25 protein-coding genes and 4 pseudogenes are annotated in these 16,876 nt (G+C 57.1%); 16 read left to right on the top strand and 13 right to left on the bottom strand.

Features of this window, described 5'->3' with window-relative positions:
• Positions 1-25 precede the first annotated feature (25 nt).
• From WDN46_17485 to WDN46_17460, 6 genes and pseudogenes are all read right to left on the bottom strand, one after another.
• Complete coding sequence (locus WDN46_17485; GenBank protein ID MEJ0095136.1) at positions 26-277, bottom strand: hypothetical protein; 252 nt, start codon at positions 275-277, stop codon at positions 26-28.
• On the bottom strand, positions 274-510 hold the full coding sequence (locus WDN46_17480; protein ID MEJ0095135.1) for a hypothetical protein: 237 nt from the start codon (positions 508-510) through the stop codon (positions 274-276). The genes WDN46_17485 and WDN46_17480 overlap by 4 nt, the downstream gene beginning before the upstream one ends.
• A complete protein-coding gene (locus WDN46_17475) occupies positions 507-746 on the bottom strand; it encodes a hypothetical protein (protein ID MEJ0095134.1) in 240 nt (79 codons plus the stop codon). The genes WDN46_17480 and WDN46_17475 overlap by 4 nt, the downstream gene beginning before the upstream one ends.
• A 97-nt stretch (positions 747-843) precedes the next feature.
• Positions 844-1,610, bottom strand: a pseudogene (locus WDN46_17470) (IS5 family transposase).
• Positions 1,611-1,640: 30 nt separating this feature from the next.
• Positions 1,641-1,982, bottom strand: a complete 342-nt coding sequence (locus tag WDN46_17465) for a hypothetical protein (GenBank protein MEJ0095133.1) — start codon at positions 1,980-1,982, stop codon at positions 1,641-1,643.
• Positions 1,979-2,515 carry a pentapeptide repeat-containing protein gene (locus WDN46_17460; protein ID MEJ0095132.1) on the bottom strand — a complete coding sequence of 179 codons (537 nt, stop codon included), beginning with the start codon at positions 2,513-2,515 and terminating at the stop codon, positions 1,979-1,981. Before WDN46_17460 ends, WDN46_17465 begins: the two co-directional genes overlap by 4 nt.
• A gap of 873 nt (positions 2,516-3,388) precedes the next feature.
• Here WDN46_17460 and WDN46_17455 point away from each other — a divergent pair.
• Positions 3,389-3,586, top strand: a complete 198-nt coding sequence (locus WDN46_17455; GenBank protein ID MEJ0095131.1) for a hypothetical protein — start codon at positions 3,389-3,391, stop codon at positions 3,584-3,586.
• Positions 3,587-3,976: 390 nt separating this feature from the next.
• Here the strand turns inward: WDN46_17455 and WDN46_17450 are convergent, their stop codons facing one another.
• Positions 3,977-4,642: a hypothetical protein gene (locus tag WDN46_17450; protein ID MEJ0095130.1), complete on the bottom strand. Its 666-nt coding sequence runs from the start codon at positions 4,640-4,642 to the stop codon at positions 3,977-3,979.
• On the opposite strand from WDN46_17450, the pseudogene WDN46_17445 reads away from it, so the two are divergent.
• The 5 genes and pseudogenes from WDN46_17445 to WDN46_17425 all read left to right on the top strand — a co-directional run bounded on the left by WDN46_17445 (position 4,628) and on the right by WDN46_17425 (position 7,900).
• Positions 4,628-4,807, top strand: a pseudogene (locus WDN46_17445) (transposase). The gene WDN46_17450 and the pseudogene WDN46_17445 overlap by 15 nt on opposite strands.
• 112 nt (positions 4,808-4,919) lie before the next feature.
• Complete coding sequence (locus WDN46_17440; GenBank protein ID MEJ0095129.1) at positions 4,920-5,273, top strand: transposase; 354 nt, start codon at positions 4,920-4,922, stop codon at positions 5,271-5,273.
• Positions 5,270-5,614, top strand: coding sequence for an IS66 family insertion sequence element accessory protein TnpB (gene tnpB, locus WDN46_17435; protein MEJ0095128.1), 345 nt, complete (start codon positions 5,270-5,272; stop codon positions 5,612-5,614). The genes WDN46_17440 and tnpB overlap by 4 nt, the downstream gene beginning before the upstream one ends.
• Positions 5,615-5,688: 74 nt before the next feature.
• Positions 5,689-7,281, top strand: a complete 1,593-nt coding sequence (locus WDN46_17430; protein ID MEJ0095127.1) for an IS66 family transposase — start codon at positions 5,689-5,691, stop codon at positions 7,279-7,281.
• Between the two features lie 26 nt (positions 7,282-7,307).
• A pseudogene (locus WDN46_17425) lies at positions 7,308-7,900 on the top strand (IS5 family transposase).
• 485 nt (positions 7,901-8,385) lie between these two features.
• Here WDN46_17425 and WDN46_17420 read toward each other — a convergent pair.
• From WDN46_17420 to WDN46_17410, 3 genes are all read right to left on the bottom strand, one after another.
• Positions 8,386-8,676 (bottom strand): hypothetical protein, encoded by a 291-nt coding sequence (locus WDN46_17420; protein MEJ0095126.1) that lies wholly within the window; start codon positions 8,674-8,676, stop codon positions 8,386-8,388.
• Positions 8,669-8,929, bottom strand: a complete 261-nt coding sequence (locus WDN46_17415; GenBank protein ID MEJ0095125.1) for a hypothetical protein — start codon at positions 8,927-8,929, stop codon at positions 8,669-8,671. The genes WDN46_17420 and WDN46_17415 overlap by 8 nt, the downstream gene beginning before the upstream one ends.
• Positions 8,930-9,453: 524 nt before the next feature.
• Positions 9,454-9,972 (bottom strand): helix-turn-helix transcriptional regulator, encoded by a 519-nt coding sequence (locus tag WDN46_17410; GenBank protein MEJ0095124.1) that lies wholly within the window; start codon positions 9,970-9,972, stop codon positions 9,454-9,456.
• A 311-nt stretch (positions 9,973-10,283) separates the two neighbouring features.
• Between WDN46_17410 and WDN46_17405 the strand changes: the two genes are divergently transcribed.
• The gene (locus WDN46_17405; GenBank protein MEJ0095123.1) at positions 10,284-10,484 is read left to right on the top strand and encodes a hypothetical protein; all 201 of its coding nucleotides are present in this window, start codon (positions 10,284-10,286) and stop codon (positions 10,482-10,484) included.
• A 61-nt stretch (positions 10,485-10,545) separates the two neighbouring features.
• Here WDN46_17405 and WDN46_17400 read toward each other — a convergent pair whose 3' ends face one another.
• Complete coding sequence (locus WDN46_17400) at positions 10,546-10,686, bottom strand: hypothetical protein (GenBank protein ID MEJ0095122.1); 141 nt, start codon at positions 10,684-10,686, stop codon at positions 10,546-10,548.
• Between the two features lie 317 nt (positions 10,687-11,003).
• Between WDN46_17400 and WDN46_17395 the strand changes: the two genes are divergently transcribed.
• From WDN46_17395 to WDN46_17380, 4 genes are read left to right on the top strand one after another with little or no spacing between them, the layout of a single operon-like run.
• Positions 11,004-11,453, top strand: coding sequence for a hypothetical protein (locus WDN46_17395; protein ID MEJ0095121.1), 450 nt, complete (start codon positions 11,004-11,006; stop codon positions 11,451-11,453).
• Complete coding sequence (locus WDN46_17390) at positions 11,453-11,608, top strand: hypothetical protein (protein ID MEJ0095120.1); 156 nt, start codon at positions 11,453-11,455, stop codon at positions 11,606-11,608. The genes WDN46_17395 and WDN46_17390 overlap by 1 nt, the downstream gene beginning before the upstream one ends.
• Complete coding sequence (locus WDN46_17385) at positions 11,595-11,885, top strand: DUF2312 domain-containing protein (GenBank protein MEJ0095119.1); 291 nt, start codon at positions 11,595-11,597, stop codon at positions 11,883-11,885. The genes WDN46_17390 and WDN46_17385 overlap by 14 nt, the downstream gene beginning before the upstream one ends.
• A 57-nt stretch (positions 11,886-11,942) precedes the next feature.
• Positions 11,943-12,194 (top strand): hypothetical protein, encoded by a 252-nt coding sequence (locus WDN46_17380; protein MEJ0095118.1) that lies wholly within the window; start codon positions 11,943-11,945, stop codon positions 12,192-12,194.
• A gap of 105 nt (positions 12,195-12,299) precedes the next feature.
• Here WDN46_17380 and WDN46_17375 read toward each other — a convergent pair whose 3' ends face one another.
• The gene (locus tag WDN46_17375) at positions 12,300-12,923 is read right to left on the bottom strand and encodes an IS5 family transposase (protein MEJ0095117.1); all 624 of its coding nucleotides are present in this window, start codon (positions 12,921-12,923) and stop codon (positions 12,300-12,302) included.
• A pseudogene (locus tag WDN46_17370) lies at positions 12,890-13,027 on the bottom strand (transposase). The gene WDN46_17375 and the pseudogene WDN46_17370 overlap by 34 nt, the downstream one beginning before the upstream one ends.
• Before the next feature lie 240 nt (positions 13,028-13,267).
• Between WDN46_17370 and WDN46_17365 the strand changes: the two are divergent.
• From WDN46_17365 to WDN46_17345, 5 genes are all read left to right on the top strand, one after another.
• Positions 13,268-13,675, top strand: a complete 408-nt coding sequence (locus tag WDN46_17365) for a DUF1064 domain-containing protein (GenBank protein MEJ0095116.1) — start codon at positions 13,268-13,270, stop codon at positions 13,673-13,675.
• 250 nt (positions 13,676-13,925) lie between these two features.
• The gene (locus tag WDN46_17360) at positions 13,926-14,264 is read left to right on the top strand and encodes a hypothetical protein (protein ID MEJ0095115.1); all 339 of its coding nucleotides are present in this window, start codon (positions 13,926-13,928) and stop codon (positions 14,262-14,264) included.
• Positions 14,261-14,845, top strand: coding sequence for a hypothetical protein (locus WDN46_17355; GenBank protein MEJ0095114.1), 585 nt, complete (start codon positions 14,261-14,263; stop codon positions 14,843-14,845). The genes WDN46_17360 and WDN46_17355 overlap by 4 nt, the downstream gene beginning before the upstream one ends.
• The gene (locus WDN46_17350; GenBank protein ID MEJ0095113.1) at positions 14,842-15,063 is read left to right on the top strand and encodes a hypothetical protein; all 222 of its coding nucleotides are present in this window, start codon (positions 14,842-14,844) and stop codon (positions 15,061-15,063) included. Before WDN46_17355 ends, WDN46_17350 begins: the two co-directional genes overlap by 4 nt.
• A 293-nt stretch (positions 15,064-15,356) precedes the next feature.
• The gene (locus tag WDN46_17345) at positions 15,357-16,760 is read left to right on the top strand and encodes a DnaB-like helicase C-terminal domain-containing protein (protein ID MEJ0095112.1); all 1,404 of its coding nucleotides are present in this window, start codon (positions 15,357-15,359) and stop codon (positions 16,758-16,760) included.
• Positions 16,761-16,876 lie beyond the last annotated feature (116 nt).

Genomic DNA, 16,876 nt, shown 5'->3' with positions numbered 1-16,876 from the left:
ATTTGCCGTCCGGCTGATTGCTCGTTCATGACATCACCTTCGACCAAAGAGACGCCGCGATGCAGACGATCGCGATGGCGCACATCAGGCGCCTTACCCAACGCAACTGCGCCCGCACTTCGCGCGCGGCTGGGGATTCCACTTCTCGAACTTCGTCGAGCCCGGAACTAAAAAGCTCGAACTCTTCGGGGGTGAAGCGGGCGCGCTCGTGGTGGCTAAGCTCGCGATTAAAATAATTCGGATCATGGTCGCCTCCGAAGGCTGATAGGGTTTTCATTCGGCCGCCATCGCGATCTGCGCCGGCTCTGCGGCGCCCTCGGACATGATGGCGTTGAAGGCCGCGACCGCGCGCTCGAGCTGACTGTGCTCGACGCCATGCAAGCAGAACTGAAACTGCGAGGGCATATACGGCTCAGCGAGATCTATGATCTCGAACCATGTGAGGTTGCCGCACTCCACGGCGCTGAGCTTGACGCCATTATCGGCGTGGATTTTCGTGCTCGACCTCACGACATCCACCCGATCAAGAGACACACGCCAGCGACGAGCAGCATCGATATGAGAAACTCGTCGATGAAATAGAGGCTGGCCAGCATTTCCGGTGCGCGATCAAGATCGCGGTGCTGGCCGTGATCAGACCACTTCGCGGCATATTCGGCGTGGGAGAAATAGCCCGCGTCCGCGTTGGCAAGATCGAAGGCGCGCTCGCGCTTCAGATCCATGGGGGTTCGGCTGATCTGGGTCACGCCCGTTCCCTCCGAGACCAATTTTCGGGGGATTTGGAATGCGCCAGCATCGCGTATGCGTGCTCGATCGGCGCGTGATCTAGGCAGTAGTGACGAATTACCTGAGCATGATAGCAATAGCGGCGAGCAATACGAAGCCTCGGTAGTTTGCGAGGAGCTTGTCGTATCGGGTTGCGACGCGCCGGAACTGCTTCAGTTTATTGAAGAAACGCTCGACGAGATTGCGCTCCTTGTAGAGCGCCTTGTCGTAGGGGAGCGGCGCGCGGCGATTGGATTTTGATGGGATCACCGGCTCAGCCTCACGCATAAGAACAGCCTTGCGCAAGTGATTGGCGTCATAACCTTTATCGGCGATGATCGCATCGGCCGCAAAGCCTTCGATCAGGGCGTGCGCTTTTGTGATGTCGTTGCGCTGCCCAGGTCCGAGAAGGAGCCGAACGGGGTTGCCGAGTGCGTCTGTCGCGGCGTGGATTTTGGTGCTCAAACCACCGCGAGAGCGGCCCAGGCCATGGGCATCCGCCCCCCTTTGGCGATCCTTGCGCCGGCCGCGTGCTGATGGGCGCGCACGATTGTTGAGTCGATCATCAGCCATTCGAGATCGGCCTCGGCGGTGAATGCCTCAAGAAATCCGTCCAAGGCGCCGCGCTCGATCCAGCGATAGTAGCGGCGTTTCACCGCCTGATGGTCGCCGAAGCGTTCGGGCAGATCGCGCCAGCGGCCGCCCGAGCGGGCCATCCATAACAGCGCGTCGACGAAGCGTCGATTGTCGCAGCGCGGCCCGCGCTGGCCGGCTCTTCCGCCTGGCACAAGATCACAAAGCCGCTCCCATTGATCGTCTCGCAGCGCATCGACATCCCGAATCATCAAGGCTGATCTCCAAAAATCAGCCTTGAATCATGGAAAGATCCTCGCGAGAATCCCCCAAACGCCGAATTCGTCACAACGGCCTAGGTTGAGGAGAAATCGTGCGCAGAGATCCCGCGCCTCCTGCGGCAGCTCGTCGTAATCGTATGTCTTGGCGAGTTCCGCGGCGACATCTTCGGTCACATCCCGCGCCGTGCCGGCGGTGAGATTGATCTCGTAGATCGCCAGGAGATCGGGATATTGCTCCTCGGCGATATCCTCGAGCATCGTTGCGCGGTCGAGCGGGAATTCAACTTCGAACGCGCCGGCGGCGGGATGCCCCACACGGCCGTCAGTGAAAGTCACAATGTGGTGGATGAGATCGGCGCTCATGATTGCACCGCACTTTCCGCGACGACCGTAGAATTCAGGCCGACGAGGTCCATGAACTCAACGATCATGCCTTCGGTGATTTTGGCGATTTGGCTATTCTCCGGGGTGTCGCCCTTATTGATGCCAAGGAACCAGCGCTCGACAGGCCTCGAGCTATCGGCCAGTCCGAGAGTGTCGTAATAAACCTGCCGGACGTTCGCGATCGTGCCGACCAGGCAAGCGCATTCGCCTTCGTAGGTCGATCCGTTGACGCGACCCTCGCGCAGAGCGGTCAGGAGCGCCGGAACCTCGGGGATAGCGCGCAGAAGAATATCGTACAGATCCGCCCGCACGGAGCGCAGGTTCGCGCCGCGCAGGTTCACGCCGCGCAGGTTCGCGCCGTCCAGGCTCGCGCCGACCAGGCTCGCGCCGTTAGAGAAGCCCCATTTTACCGCCAGCCCGACCTTGATTGAGATCGGTGCATCATCTGCGCATTCGATCTCGGCCGTGAACTGAACGTCTCCGCTCCACCTATTTCTGATTTCGAATTGCATGTCGGCGCTCCATCGGGTTGATGGAGAGAGAATACCCGAATGTGGGTTATAGTCAACCCACTAGAACACCAATGTGGGTATTTTATTTGCTCCCGCCGATTCGTCCTGCTATCCTACGCATGCAAACGGGAGCCGGTTGGGCGACTCCCGTCCATAATTGAATGGGGTTTATGATGCCTTCAGAGAACCCGGATTCGGTGCCTATGCCCCTGGATCGCGACGGCGAGCATCTGTTCAGTCCTGCCGAGAGGGAGGAGGCCGTTTCTCTAGCTGCTCATTTATTTGCCGCTGAAGGGCTAGAAGTGCAGCGCGGCTCAGATGGATCATTATCGGTTTCGGTCCCATCACTGAAAGCGTGGCTCTCTCGCCATTCGGCATCAGAACCGCCGAAATACTCATCGCGTCAAATATCGGAACATCCTGATAGGACACCATAATCACCCCTCCGTCGAAAGTGGTTTGTTATGTCTTCTGCGCAGCCGACTTCCGCCCTTATGCCTCCGGGTCGGATCTCGGAGAGTGACCGTTGCCGACTGCGCGAATTAGCTCGCGCCTGGTTCTTGCGTCCAGAGACTCAAGCACTTGCCGCTTCATATGGATTGCCACATTACCGCGGTCCGTTATCAGAGTCAGAAACGCAAGACCATCAATCGTCAGATGAACATCAATGTCAAAAGCCTCAAACTCTTTGATTATCTCCGGCATACCCATCTCGTCGCCCTCGAAATGGGGACTATAGCAGCGCCGTTCTGCACATGAAAAAACCCGCGCTGAGCGGGCTAAGGAGAAATGAATATGACGCAAAGCTCGTCGCGAGAACCGGCCGTTAGGAGGTTCGCGTCGTTTTCGGACATCAGCCCAGAAAGCTCGGACATGAGCCGAGGAGACTCAAAATCACAGGAGAGGTATTCTTCAGAAGAATATATTGCCTTGGAAGAAGCGTTTAACTGTTGGTGGGCAGATAATTCCAGTGCACTTCATTTAGGTGCGTGCGGCGATTTAGAATCTTTGAGAGATGCGCTTGTCGCCGCCTGGCCGAATTCTTCGATCGGCGATGGAGGCGCGCCATGAAAGCCCCGCCGCTCGACCGCGTTAAGTCTGACCAGAAGAACGTGATTTTGAGCGAGCTTCTCCCTCCTGGCTCCGGCGAATATTTTCAGCCTGCAGCGTCTTCTTCTCGGCCCGTGCCTTTTCTTGAGCGCGTTGTGCACGTGTCGGTCGGGAAGACCTCATTTTCGCTGCCTGAATATGCTGTACAAAAAGGTCTTTCTGACCTTCGCTTAGCCACGGGGGAATGTGTTTCTCTACTGGACTATGCTCAGGGGGTGGCTCTAGTTTTTGTGGCTTTGGCCAGAAGTGGCTTTTTAGACGACCTTGCTTCACAGCTATCTCATGTTGATGTTGAGATGCGTGACAGTCCGGAAATTAATGTGACAACTTCTATGCGTGAGATGGGGGCAGCTATTCTTCGCGAGCGTGACGACGGCGACGCGTGCCTTTCTGCGGAGGAGGCGGCTGAGGCGGTGTATAGAGCCATGATTTCTGCGCAAAAACATCGCGCTGTGTCAGCGGAATATCCGAAGCTTCGCGCTCGTATTGCATCAAAAACACGATGCGTATGATATCATCACACATATCGTTTAAATCCTGGACGGTTACCGAGTAGGTTCTTGGTTTCAGGGGTTTGCGCGCCTCATTTGAAACGAGGAAGCTTTCGCCATTTCCTCTGTCATGAGTTGCGCCCCAATGGACTAAATTGTTACGAACAGTACCAATTGTGGCCAATTGCGCGAACGGTCTTTCTAGGCGTTTCTTTTTAATATTCTTTTTCGTCGCTTGCAGAATATTGTTTATCGTATCGCGTGCGCCTTCTTGGCGCGCTCCTGAGAAAAGAGCCCCGGCTTTTGGTCCAGATAGCCCGCTAACATACTTCAGTAGAAGTAGAAGCTCGGCTTCGGCGAGAGCGAATGTATGTATAAATTTGCCGAGTTGGAACCAAAAGTCATGGTAGGGCTCTTGCAGAGTCTCAACCATGCGATCTAGGGCCCAGACCCATAAAATGGTTGGCGTGACAGGCGGATTGTGATTCACAGCTTCCGAAAGGAAGCGACTATGAATCGGGATCAATTCTGGCTGACGGACGCGCAGTTCGCGAAGATCGCGCCGCATCTTCCCACGGACACGCGCGGCAAGGCGCGCGTCGATGATCGCCGGGTGATCAGCGGGATCATTCATGTGCTGAAATCTGGCGGACGCTGGATTGACGCGCCGCTGGAGTACGGTAAGCGCCAAGCTGGACCCATATGGCGGAGCGTCTGACGAGCAGGTATTTATGCGGGAGCTGCAATAAATGCTGGTTTGAACTTCTATGTCTGCGCATAGGTCTAGGGATAGAAGCTTCCATATGATCGAGGTGCTTCCTGATCGTCTTGAGGGAGCACCGTCGCAGCTGCGGCGGCGATGGTCGGACGAGATCAAAGAACAGGCCGTAGCTGCATCTCTGGTGCCTGGAGCGAATGTCTCGGCGATCGCCCGAGGCATCGGCATCAGTCCCGCGCAGCTTTTTGATTGGCGGCGCATGGCCTTACGTAAGGGATCGGCCAGCCTGCCAGCGCCACCGGCGGATGCATCTCTTGAAGTCACGCAGCCCACGCCTTGCGTTATCGAAATTGTTGTCGGCGGCGTTGTCATCCGCGCGGATGCGACGGCCGACGAAACACATTTGCGGCGCGTGATCCGCGCGGTTCGTTCGGCATGATCCCATCGGGCGTCAAAGTGTTTCTGGCAAGTCACCCGATCGATTTTCGCAAGGGCGTAGACGGTTTGCTGTCCCTGGTCCGTGACAGCGGCAGCGATCCATTCGATGGCGCGCTTTACGTCTTCCGTGCAAAAAGGGCCGACAGAATCAAAATTGTATTTTGGGATGGATCCGGCGTTTGTCTTTATGCGAAACGTCTTGAGAAAGCGCAGTTTTGCTGGCCGAAGATCGGGCATAGCCGGATTCAACTCAACCAGGCTCAGTTAATGGCGCTGGTCGATGGGATGGACTGGAAACGCGTTCACGCGGTGGCAGTGAAACGGCCGGAGTTTGCTGGATAAAACGCCTGCGACAGAGTGAATCGGGCGTTTCAATAGGGCGGCAATCGCGGGCAAAATGTGCTCTTATGAGCCCCATGGTAGTGCCTGGCTCCAAGCTCCCCGACGACGTTGATGCGCTCAAGGCCATGGTGTTGGCCATGACTGAAAAAGCGGCTCGCGCGGAAGCTCTTGAAGCCGAAGTTGCCGATCTCAAAGCCTTGAATGCGAGCGCCGACGAACGCATCGCGCGACTGACCTCCATCCTCAAGGCATTGGAACGGGCAAGGTTCGGGCGCCGCTCCGAGAAGCTTGGCTCGAAAGCTCTTGATGACGAACAGAGTGCCTTCGTCTTCGACGAGATTGAAACGGGGATCGGAGCCATCCAGGCCGAACTCGACAAGCGGCCCAGTCCCGATAAGGCCAAACGAGCCGCACGTCCCCGCAAAGGTTTTGCCGCCCATCTCGAGCGGCTCGAAATCGTCATCGAACCGGACACTCTTCCCGAGAATGAAGGCAAACAGAAGATCCTGATCGGCGAAGATGTCTCCGAGCGGCTCGATGTCACGCCGGCCAAGTTCCGCGTCATCGTCACGCGCCGGCCTAAATACGCATTCAAGAATGAGGATGGTGTCATCCAGGCTCCAGCGCCGGCCCATATCATCGAGGGCGGCGTTCCGACGGAAGCTCTCCTGGCGCTTATTGCCGTTTCCAAATATGCCGATGGCCTGCCGCTTTACCGGCAAGAGGCCATCTACACGCGCGACAAGGTGGAACTCAATCGCGCCCTGATGGCCCAATGGATGGGCCGGCTCGGGTTTGAACTTGAGATCCTCTCTGAACACGTCCTCACCCGGATCAAACAGGCGGAAAGAATCTTCGCCGACGAAACGACCTTGCCGACCTTGGCGCCCGGTTCCGGCAGCACAAAGACAGCCTATCTCTGGGCCTATGCGAGAGACGATCGCCCCTTTGGCGGCAGCGGCCCGCCGATGGTTGCCTATCGCTTCGAAGATAGCCGGTCTGGCGATTGTGTCGCCCGTCATCTCGGTGGTTATAGGGGCATTCTGCAGGTCGACGGATATACGGCCTACAATCGCCTCGCGAGGCCAGACCGCGGCAATGACGCCGTCACGCTCGCGGGATGTTGGAGCCATGTCCGGAGACGATTTTACGAACTGCACGTCAATGGCAGCTCCGAGCTTGCCACGGCTACGATTGAACGCATGACCCATCTATGGGAGGTCGAGGAAAACGTCCGGGGCAAAGAGCCAGAAGTGCGCGCTGCGGCCCGGCAAGAAACTGCGGTGGCGATCGTCGCTGATCTGTTCAGGCTTTGGCAAGATGCGCTCCCACGTATCTCCGGCAAGTCTAAGCTCGCCGAGGCGATACGTTACGCCATCTCACGCCGGGCGACGCTCGAACGCTTCCTGAATGATGGCCGCATCGAGATCGACTCCAACATCGTAGAGCGTGCAATCCGGCCGCAAACAATCACACGAAAAAACTCACTCTTCGCCGGCAGCGATGGTGGAGGCCGTACTTGGGCATCCATAGCCACATTGCTGCAAACTGCAAAAATGAACGACATCGATCCTCAGGCCTGGCTCACCCAGACACTCGAGCGCGTCGCAAACGGCTGGCCCAATGCCGAAATCGATGCCCTCATGCCCTGGAAATACGCCGCCTGAACGGCCTCGGCTAAGCGCTTACGGAGTACGGGCCAAAGAAGACTCTCTACAATCGCTACGTTCGCTGGGCTGCTAAGGGCGTTTGGATCGATCTGTTCCACGCGCTTGCGCAAGCAGGCGGGCCGCCGGCGCAGGTCCTCATCGACTCCTCGGCGGTCAAGGCGCATCGCTCGGCCAGTGGCGGCAAAGGGGGGAGAAGAATCAGGCCATCGGCCGTTCGCGCGGCGGGCGCACAACCAAAATCCACGCATTGACCGATGCGGACTGCCGCCCGCTGTCTTTCATGCTCACCGGCGGCCAAATCGCCGATTGCTCGGCGGGCGCGGAGCTTATCGCGCGACTTCCTCCTTGCGAAATCCTCCATGGCGACAAGGGCTACGACGCAAATGCGATCCGTCGGCAGGTCGAGGAGCGCGGAGCTATGCCGAATATCCCGCCCAAGGCCAATCGCAGGTGGAAGAACTGCTTCTCGCCCTTCCTCTATCGAAACCGCAACGCCATCGAACGCATGTTCTGCCGCCTGAAAGACTTCAGGCGCGTGGCTACGCGCTACGACCGAAACGCATTAAACTTCCTCGCCACAGTCTGCATCGCCGCTACCGTTTGCTACTGGTTGTGAGTCTGGACCCTAACTCATCATCCCCAGCATCCCTGGTATATGGCATCATGAGTTATCCTAAAGACAAATCAGCCGTGAAAGACGACGAATAGCAATGGTCGCGTTTCGAGCGCTTCGCTGACGCGGCGGTCAAGAGCGGGCCGGTGTTGAGGGGGCCGGGTGAATTTTTCATGGAGAATCGAATCGCGTGGCGGCAAGCAGCGGCCCAGCCAAAGTACTTGGACGAGAGTCGAGGGCAGCTTCTACCGACACGGCAGCTTCCCAACCACGAAGCCGCCCCCAGGGGACGATCCTCTTCCCGGTCCGCCTACGCAATTCCAAACTAAGCCGCGGAGTGACGAATACCGTCAGCCGTTGTAACGCGGCAACATAAAAAAAAGCCCGGCGCGAAGCCGGGCTGAGTTTACCGAGGAGATGGGAAAGTCAATTGTAAATGCAAAGCGTGACGCGTGGTTCCGAGGGCCGGCTTCAGTCGGGTTGGTTGCTTAGAACCAATGAAACCCATGCGCCATGATCCCGCCGAGCCCAATGATCAGGCCGCCGAGCAGCGCGATCGTCCACCTGAACTGCGACCACATATCCGATCGCAGGCCGCGAACATCGGTTTTGAGATCCGTCACGTCTCCGCGCAGATGCTCGATATGGGTTTCTACAGTGGCCAAACGCGTTTCCATGCCGTCGAATGTGCCCCCACCGCTACTGGATTGCAAGGCATGGAGCCGTTGATCGAATTCCCTTTTGTACTTATTGAGCTCCACTATCTTAAGGTCACTCATCAGCGCTCTCATAATTCTCGAAGTGCTTAAAGGCTTGCTCCAAAGCGTCCCCCATTCCGATTTGAAGCATTGTTAGCTCCTTGGACCAAGACAAGTCCTTATTTAACGCTACGATTGTTCCTATGGCTCCGTATGATTTCACCAAAGCACCAATCAAGCTAACAATCACCGCATCAAGCTTGTCCAGTCTATTTTCCAGATGAAGTATCCTGTCATTTTGATTATTTGCTTCGTCCGGTTGTACGGGGGTCATTCCTTTTGCTCCTGATGCGCTTACGCGCCTCTATTTTTTTGCGTGCTGAGGTCGGATCCAGTTTCTTATTTCAGGTCCAGATAAATTGCAGCGGAACCATAATCACAATGGCCTCGGCTAAAGTCCAGAATCCCATTTTGTAGCGACTAGTGACTCGCGCTTCGTCCCCAAGGATCGTATCCGGCGCCGTTTATTTTATGCCATATCTCTTCCTGAGCCCTGCTGTTTCTGCATAAGCGGCATCAATTTCATCTTCGTTCATGCTGTTGGACCTTCGCCGGGACAACGCTCCGGCCGATTGTCGCACCCATCCCGCAAGGTAATTGTGATCACAAGATCGTGTGTGTACTTATGGGTGTCTAGACATAAAACACAACTACACTGTTTATTTTACATAAGTAGCATATTTCAGCCAGAATGTCACTACGCTGATCAACTAATAATATAAACTTAACGGCTTATATACTTATCAACTGCGGATCGATTGTCATTAGAGTGGTTTATATCTATGTATAATGGTGGAATTATCCGCGCGAGATTATTTTTGCGAATGCACGCGCTTCGTACGAAGTTTGAATCTGATCCAGAGTCTCTTGATCAAGATGGGCTACGTCAATTGGCTTCTCTAGAAGAACTCGTAGGACTTCTTGGAATAACTCGTCACGAGCTCCATCAGTCATTCTTACATGGAGGGCAGAAAGCGTTGCATCAAATGTTGCCTCAATCAGGTGATTTGCTCTTTCTTTTCCCTCTACTGAATTGAAATGTTGGCTAGGCGCGTCTTTTAAAAAAGGGAGAGCGCCATCTGAAATAATTGCGCTTTTCCTGGCGCTCGGGCTTTGGGCTATCACCTCTGCAATATCAATGCCGAGGGCCGCGGCTACATCAAAGAGGTAGGGGGATTTCATTCCCTTGCCTGAGAGGATCCGCTGCACGACACTTTGAGATGTTCCGGCGCGATCCGCGAGTCCTTGCTGCGAAAGCTCTTCGGCTTTCTGGAATTCATCGATGATTTTGTGAACGAGCTTCCGCCGAGTATTCATGCGCACTTATACCCCCCTGAGGGTAATGCGTAAAACACACTTGCGGGTAACGCCGAAGTGGGTTACACGTGGGTAATGGAAGCCGATGTTCACCCTCAGATCCAAGAAGCTATCAGGCTAGTCGGCTCTCAGGCTGCGCTCGCTAGGCATTGCGACTGTGCCCAACAGACTATCTCCAAGATGCTTCTGCGTCAGATTTCGATAGCTCCGATTCTCGCAAAGAAGATCGACGAGGTGACGAACGGGAAGGTGCCTCGTTGGCAGCTGCGTCCCGATCTGTGGGAAGCGCCATCTGAATTAGCGAGCGCGCCATGATCCTCGCGCTCGATCTCCGTCAACCCATAGCCGACATCCGCGATAGGGCATCCGTCCTACCGCGACACATCCTTATGCCGGTCGAGGATAGCGTCGAGATCCTGCTCAATCTGATTTTCATCGGAATCATCCTTGCGGCGTGTCCGCTGCGCGCGGCCTACCGCTGGTCGAAGCGGGCAGCGAGGCTCCGCGCATGAAGCCGCGTCTTTCCCCCGATCACCCGCTGGCTTGGCGCTTCGACGCCGCCGGCCCTTTCTTTCAAACGCCCTCGCGAAGCAAAGGCTGCAGAACATGATCTCCAGTTTGATTGGATTTCTCCTGCTTGTCGGGCTCTGCGCCATCGTGCTCTGGCCGCCCCGTCAGTCTGCGCCCATCGGCTCCGTCAACGACGACGTCCATTCCGAGTGAGGCTGACACCCTTTCGAATGAGAGGTTCGCTTCCTTCAGCGCCTCTGAGAGATTTTGAATAGAGGCGCCCAGTTCATTGTTTTCTCTCCTCGGAAAAAGGAGAGAGCGAAGCTTCGATACGACCGTAAGCGTTTCAGCGCCTAAGGTCGTGAAATCTGGTTTGCCGGCCAGATCCGAGTTCACCTGTGTGCGTACGTAAACCAAAGGAAACTCCTTTCGCTTCATGGAGTGAAGCACAAGGAGTTTCCAACGTGGCGGAAAAGTCTTCCAACGAAACGGAAAGTTCTTCCGGCGACGGAGTAAGAGTCGTGAACGATATTTGTACCGAGATGCAGGATGGCATCGTGCTCCTTGCGGGCGAGCGCTCAGCGTTCGACACGAAGGAATCATGGATCGCCAATGCGGGTCGGATCGCAGGCGTCAGCTATCGGACGGCCAAAACGTTCTTCTACAAGGAGAGCGAAAATCCGAACAGCAAGTCTGTCGATAAAGTTCGCGCCGTGGTCGCCAAACTGAAACATGACGAAGATGCGCGGGAGGCCGCGCGCATTCAGCAGATTAAGGAAGCGACCCTTGAACCTACAGTTTTGGAATTACGTGCTGCGCTCACCGCCCTTACCGCGCGCGTGGAGACGATCGGCGCTCGGGTTGATCATGCGACGCCTGAAGCGGTCGGCCCTGGCACATATCAGGAAGGGCAGCCAACGGGCCGACCAAGCCGAGATGATCGAGACGATTATGCAGACGGAGGACGGTAATGCCGACCGCTGAGTGTCCGCGCGCGAGCGACCCATTTCATTACGCCAGGAATGTCTACGGCTCGATCATCGAATGGTGCGTGGTTGCTTTGATGACGCTGCTCGGAGTCGTGGCGCCCTGGAGGATAGAGAGGCTGGATCATGCCGAAGCCTGAACCTTCCAAGGGTCACAACTCCGCTGGCGCGGACATAGCCGAGACAGGCGTCGCCGGCGAGGAGCTGAAAGCTTTCGTCGAACGCATCGAGCGATTGGAAACTGAGATCAAAGATCTGAACGACGACAAGCGCGATGTCTACGCGGAGGCGCGTGGACGCGGCTTCGATGTGAAGGCGATCAAAGAGATCGTCTGCATCCGCCGCCAGGATCATTCCGAGCGCTCGGAGTTTGAGGCGATTCTAGAGCTGTATAAGTCCGCGCTGAATATGCGCTGATTGGCATACAGATTGCACCCCGCGCGCCCGTGCGCGCACAAGACGGATGGTCGCGCTATGTCTGACCTAAGAGAGATCAAAGACCAAGAGCAAGCCGAAAATTATTTTCTGCTTTGTGAGCAAGGCAAATGCTCGGTCGTCAAGACCTTCATCAAGGGCAATCCCGAGCTGGTCATTGTCTCGAAATCCGGGGTCCCGCAGGCGATCGTCGGCAAGCGCCACAAGTTCAAATTTGATGGCTTCATGCTCGCCGCCGGCCGTGGCGATGGTCTTTGGCCCGGCTTTGATCAGACGGCGTCGCGCGCATGAGCCAGATGGCGCGCCGGATCGGGAAGGCCGTTCAGAAGCACGTCGCAGAAATGTCGGCGTGGGGCAAGACCGCATCAGAAATGAGCATCGGCCTAGGCTCAGGACTCATTGATTGAGATAGAAGAGGACGGCGGCTGCGATGCAGATGGCGGAGAAGAAGGTGTGGGCGCATCGATCATAGCGGGTTGCGATGCGCCGCCAGTCCTTGAGCTTGGCGAACATGTTCTCGATTTTGTGACGCTGGCGGTAGAGCGTCTTGTCATAGGCAATGGGAAGCTTGCGGCTTCTGGTTGGCGGGATGCAGGGCTCGACGCCCCTGGCCTTCAGCGCGGCGCGGAACCAGTTGCTGTCGTAGCCCCTGTCGGCGATCAACATTGAAGCGGGCGGTAAAGCCTTGAGCATCAGCCGCGCGCCCTTGTGGTCGCTCATCTGGCCCTCCGAGAGCAACATGACGAGGGGCTTGCCGGCGCCGTCGCAAACGACGTGGAGCTTCGAGTTCAGTCCGCCTTTCGTGCGCCCGATACGGCGGGGAAGAGCCCCTTTTTGAGCAGGCTCGCCGCTGTGCGATGCGCCTTCAGATGCGTGGCGTCGATCATGATGCGCTCGGGCTTTGGACCTTCGCCAGCGAGCGCGGCGAATATGCGGTCGAAGACGCCGAGCCGGCTCCAGCGGATGAAGCGATTGTAAAGCGTCTTGTGCGGCCCGTAATCCTTGGGCGCATCTTTCCATTGCAGGCCGTTGCGGATCACATAGACGATTCCGCTGACCACCCGACGGTCGTCAACCCGCGGAACGCCATGCGACAGAGGAAAATGCGGCGCAAGCCGCGCCATCTGCCGCTCGCCCAACAAAAACAAATCACTCATCCCAGCCTCCCCATGCGGAGACCAGGAATCACATCTCAGGCAAATTTAATAGGTCCTGAGCCTAGCAGTCCTTGATGAGATGGGCGAGCCTACCGATGCCATGGAGAGGGCAGGATACGACGCCGCAGATTTCGACGTTAACGATCTTGGCAGTCAGCTTAACAATATAGACGGCGTCTGGCAGGCCATGATCGATGAGGCGAAGCGATGAGCGACGCCGGAAACACAATCTCCTCCGTCCAATATCGCGCTCTCGCCGCGCCGGCGAAGAGAGGTCGCTTCGGCGTCTCGCCGGTTACCGAGCGCACGGTTGATGGACTCGTCTTTTCTTCCAAGCGGGAGGCCCGGCGCTACGCCATCCTGAAGCAGATGGAGCGCGTCGGCGAGATCACCCATCTCGAATGCCAACCCGCGTTCGACATCATGATCAATGGCGTGAAGTTCTGCACCTACACCGCCGACTTTGGCTACTTCCGCCGCGGCGTCGTCGATCGGGTCATAGAGGACGTTAAGGGCCGGGGCAAAGGCGGAACGGCCGGAGACCCGGCGTATCGCCTACGAAAACGCGCCGCTGAGCTCTATTTCGGCATACGCGTTACGGAGGTGTTAAAGTGAGAGCGAGTAACCGCGAAACCCGGCTGAAAGCCGAAAATCCATTCCTGACAATCGAAGAGCATGCCGAGCGCTATTTCCGCGCGCGGGGACCGAGAGAGGCGGTAAGCCTCACGGCCTTGCTCTTAGGTGACCCGGTCCCTTCGCGGTCTGCGTTGGCTGGTCCGCCCCCAGCTTGTCACGACGACCTCGCCGGCGGCCAGGGCGTCTACAGAGTCCCCGGCCTACCAAGGATTAAATTTCTGGAGCGAACATGAGTCCGTTCGTCCCAACTTCGGCTGCGCTGGGCATTCTAAACGGGCCAATCGATAGTTTTGATCTGTCGTTGCAGAAAATCCGCTCGGATCGGGATCTTCTATCAGGCGAAATTAGATCTTTGCGGGAGCAGCTTGCTGAAGCGCATCGGAGCTTAGAGGCCAATCTCCATTCGACTAAGGAGATTTATGACGGCTCATTCGTGCGCACGATTGGCATGTGCCTGCCAGCTCGCGGCCGCGTTCTGTCAAGCATTGAAGATTTCGCTTGGGTCATTTTCGATGGCTGCGACGAGCCCCGCACATGGCCGCTTAAATATCTACGGAGCGCCGAATGAACATCGAAACAAATCAGCGCGAGCTGAAGGCGCATATTTGGGATCGTCACCCTGATGATTTTTACGTCGAACCTAGATGGTGCTCTGAACGCCTATTTCAGGTTGAGGAGTTCGAAGACTTCATTCTTGACCCAGCCTGCGGCCTAGGCCGCATCGTGTCATCGGCGATCGACGCTGGTTATGGGGCCTTCGGCCACGATAAAGTAAAGCGGTCTGAATTCTGCCTCGAAGTGCACGATTTTCTTGAGTGGTGGCCACTCGAACCGATATCGACGATCATTTCCAACCCGCCTTTCGGGATCACGAGAGAGTTTGCTGAAAAGGCTCTGAAGGTCGCGACGAACAAGGTCGCGCTGCTCCTTCCCACGCTTTGGCTGCACGGAGATGAGCGTTCTCGCTGGCTGGCGAGCACGCCGCTAGCGAAGGTGCTGATCCTGACGCCGCGCCCGAGCATGCCGCCGGGTCCGGTTATCGAGGCCGGGATCGCGCCGGGTGGCGGCAAAAGCGACTTCGCATGGTTCATTTGGGAACTCGGGCACACGAGCGCGCCAACGGTCGATTGGCTGAGGAAGAAGCCATGACCGATCCCGTCCGGACAGAGGCCCGCTATCACCTAAGCACGCTGGTTCTCGGCGACAAAGCCTTGAACCACGCCGGCGCAAAACACTGCGGCATGCGGGATAGCGAACACACCCTGCTGATCGAGCGCTTCGACGAGCTGCGGAAATATCTGACGGAAATTCGCCGGCGGCAGGACGCGCGCGCGGCCGCGGCAGGGAATGGCGGGGCTGAGCAATGAGCGCGATGTCCGCAGTCAGTGTCCAATCGAGGCTGGAGAGCGGTTGCGCGCTCGATCCAGCCTCTGACCACCACGCATTAGAGGTGCGAAATGGCTGACCAGAGATTTATGCCTAATTCGAAGGCCATTCAAGACCGTGGTCTTAATCGAGATCGGCTGTTCCCAGACGCCGACGCCGAATGGAGGGAGATAGGCGTCGCGGCCATGGCCCTTGTGGAAAGAGCCGGATCTATTGATCGGTTTTTTGAAATCATCGGGGCCATGGGCATTCGCCAAGACAACGGAGGCCGCGCTTGAATGGCCCTGTCAAAATACCGGATTTGCCGCACTCTATCGAGTGCGAGCAGGCGTTGCTCGGCGCGGTGATGTTGAATAACGAGGCGTTCCACCGCGTTTCCGAAATCGTCAAGGCCGAGCATTTCTATGAGGAAATCCATCGCCGGATATTCGATGCCGCCGAGCGACTGATCGGCGACGGGCGCACCGCGTCACCATCAACCATCAAGGCCTTCGTCGCCGATTTCACGCTCGGGGAAGAGATGACATGCCACCAATACCTCGCGCGTCTCTGCGCCGAAGCGGTGGCGATCATCACGGCGCCAGATTATGCCCAGACGATATTCGACCTGGCTATGCGGCGGAAGCTTATCGAGACGGCGACTAATTTCATCGATCGATCCTACACCGCCCAAGCCGGCGAAAAACCGTCCGCCATCGCATCCGAAATGGTTTCCGAGCTCGACGGTATCGCTTCGCTTGGCATCCCGCGCAGCATGCGCCGCATATCCATCGGCGAGTCGGCGCGGGATGCTTTCGTCGCTTGTGTTGATGCCAAGGAGGGAAAACCATCGCGAGGGCTCAAGACGGGGCTTTCAGATCTTGACGCTATGATCGGCGGCCTGGAGCGTGGCGCGGGGTCCGTGGTCGCCGGGCGTCCGTCAATGGGCAAGACTGCGCTCGCCTTGGAAATCGCGCGCAATGTCGCCGTGTCGGGAAAGGCGGTCTTTTACATCTCTCTCGAGATGGGGTCTCTTCTTCTGGCTCAACGCGCGCTCGCTTCCGTGGTCTTCGATAATGGTGCGGCCGTTCAATATACCCGGATTGCGACGGGGAGGGTTTCGGCCAACGAAGTCGATCGGATCGAATACGCTTATTCGGTCTTGGACAGGCTGCCGTTCATCATCGAGCAGCAGACCGGATTATCGGTGTCCCAAATCGCCGCGCGCGTCCGCCGCGCGATCACCTACCATAAAGACAGAGATCTGGATCTCGCTCTCGTGGTCGTGGATCACATAGGGCTTGTCGGCGCGTCGAGCCGGTATCGAGGCGATCGCGTTCGCGAAATCGGCGAGATCAGCGCCGGGCTCCATTCGGTGGCCCGAGAAACCGATACGCATGTCATGATGTTGTCCCAGCTTTCGCGCGAGTGCGAGAAGCGCCCGGACAAGAGACCGATGCTTTCCGACCTCCGCGAGTCCGGGGAGATCGAGCAAAACGCCGACGTCGTGATGAGCGCCTACCGGGACTCTTATTATTTGGAGCGCATGGGAAACCGCACCCTCGAACAGGAAATGGAGCTCGATCGCGTCAAGAATGTGCTCGAGGTCAGCGTTCTCAAACAACGCCAGGGCGCCACCGGAACCGTGCGCCTATTCGCTGACCTCGCCAGCAACGCCGTGAGGAATTTATCCGCATGAGCGGCACGACCTGGAGCAAATTTTATTGGTCGGACTGGTTGTCGGATTCTGCATTGCGGGCGGTTTCATCAGCCGCTCGCGGACTATGGATAGACATGCTTTGCATCGCTGCGGTG

The organism is Methylocella sp. (assembly GCA_037200525.1).
Lineage (GTDB): Bacteria > Pseudomonadota > Alphaproteobacteria > Rhizobiales > Beijerinckiaceae > Methylocapsa.
Note: the sequence above shows the minus strand (reverse complement) of the source record. Positions and strands in the feature narration are given on the sequence as shown.

Bases quoted from the DNA above. Each gene is read 5' to 3' on its own strand.
- WDN46_17485 (MEJ0095136.1), bottom strand. From the start codon at position 277: ATGAAAACCCTATCAGCCTTCGGAGGCGACCATGATCCGAATTATTTT.
- WDN46_17465 (MEJ0095133.1), bottom strand. From the start codon at position 1,982: ATGAGCGCCGATCTCATCCACCACATTGTGACTTTCACTGACGGCCGT.
- WDN46_17460 (MEJ0095132.1), bottom strand. From the start codon at position 2,515: ATGCAATTCGAAATCAGAAATAGGTGGAGCGGAGACGTTCAGTTCACG.
- WDN46_17455 (MEJ0095131.1), top strand. From the start codon at position 3,389: ATGAGCCGAGGAGACTCAAAATCACAGGAGAGGTATTCTTCAGAAGAA.
- WDN46_17440 (MEJ0095129.1), top strand. From the start codon at position 4,920: ATGATCGAGGTGCTTCCTGATCGTCTTGAGGGAGCACCGTCGCAGCTG.
- tnpB (MEJ0095128.1), top strand. From the start codon at position 5,270: ATGATCCCATCGGGCGTCAAAGTGTTTCTGGCAAGTCACCCGATCGAT.
- WDN46_17430 (MEJ0095127.1), top strand. From the start codon at position 5,689: ATGGTAGTGCCTGGCTCCAAGCTCCCCGACGACGTTGATGCGCTCAAG.
- WDN46_17420 (MEJ0095126.1), bottom strand. From the start codon at position 8,676: ATGAGTGACCTTAAGATAGTGGAGCTCAATAAGTACAAAAGGGAATTC.
- WDN46_17415 (MEJ0095125.1), bottom strand. From the start codon at position 8,929: ATGACCCCCGTACAACCGGACGAAGCAAATAATCAAAATGACAGGATA.
- WDN46_17410 (MEJ0095124.1), bottom strand. From the start codon at position 9,972: ATGAATACTCGGCGGAAGCTCGTTCACAAAATCATCGATGAATTCCAG.
- WDN46_17405 (MEJ0095123.1), top strand. From the start codon at position 10,284: ATGATCCTCGCGCTCGATCTCCGTCAACCCATAGCCGACATCCGCGAT.
- WDN46_17400 (MEJ0095122.1), bottom strand. From the start codon at position 10,686: ATGGACGTCGTCGTTGACGGAGCCGATGGGCGCAGACTGACGGGGCGG.
- WDN46_17390 (MEJ0095120.1), top strand. From the start codon at position 11,453: ATGCCGACCGCTGAGTGTCCGCGCGCGAGCGACCCATTTCATTACGCC.
- WDN46_17385 (MEJ0095119.1), top strand. From the start codon at position 11,595: ATGCCGAAGCCTGAACCTTCCAAGGGTCACAACTCCGCTGGCGCGGAC.
- WDN46_17380 (MEJ0095118.1), top strand. From the start codon at position 11,943: ATGTCTGACCTAAGAGAGATCAAAGACCAAGAGCAAGCCGAAAATTAT.
- WDN46_17375 (MEJ0095117.1), bottom strand. From the start codon at position 12,923: ATGGAAAGATGCGCCCAAGGATTACGGGCCGCACAAGACGCTTTACAA.
- WDN46_17365 (MEJ0095116.1), top strand. From the start codon at position 13,268: ATGAGCGACGCCGGAAACACAATCTCCTCCGTCCAATATCGCGCTCTC.
- WDN46_17360 (MEJ0095115.1), top strand. From the start codon at position 13,926: ATGAGTCCGTTCGTCCCAACTTCGGCTGCGCTGGGCATTCTAAACGGG.
- WDN46_17355 (MEJ0095114.1), top strand. From the start codon at position 14,261: ATGAACATCGAAACAAATCAGCGCGAGCTGAAGGCGCATATTTGGGAT.
- WDN46_17350 (MEJ0095113.1), top strand. From the start codon at position 14,842: ATGACCGATCCCGTCCGGACAGAGGCCCGCTATCACCTAAGCACGCTG.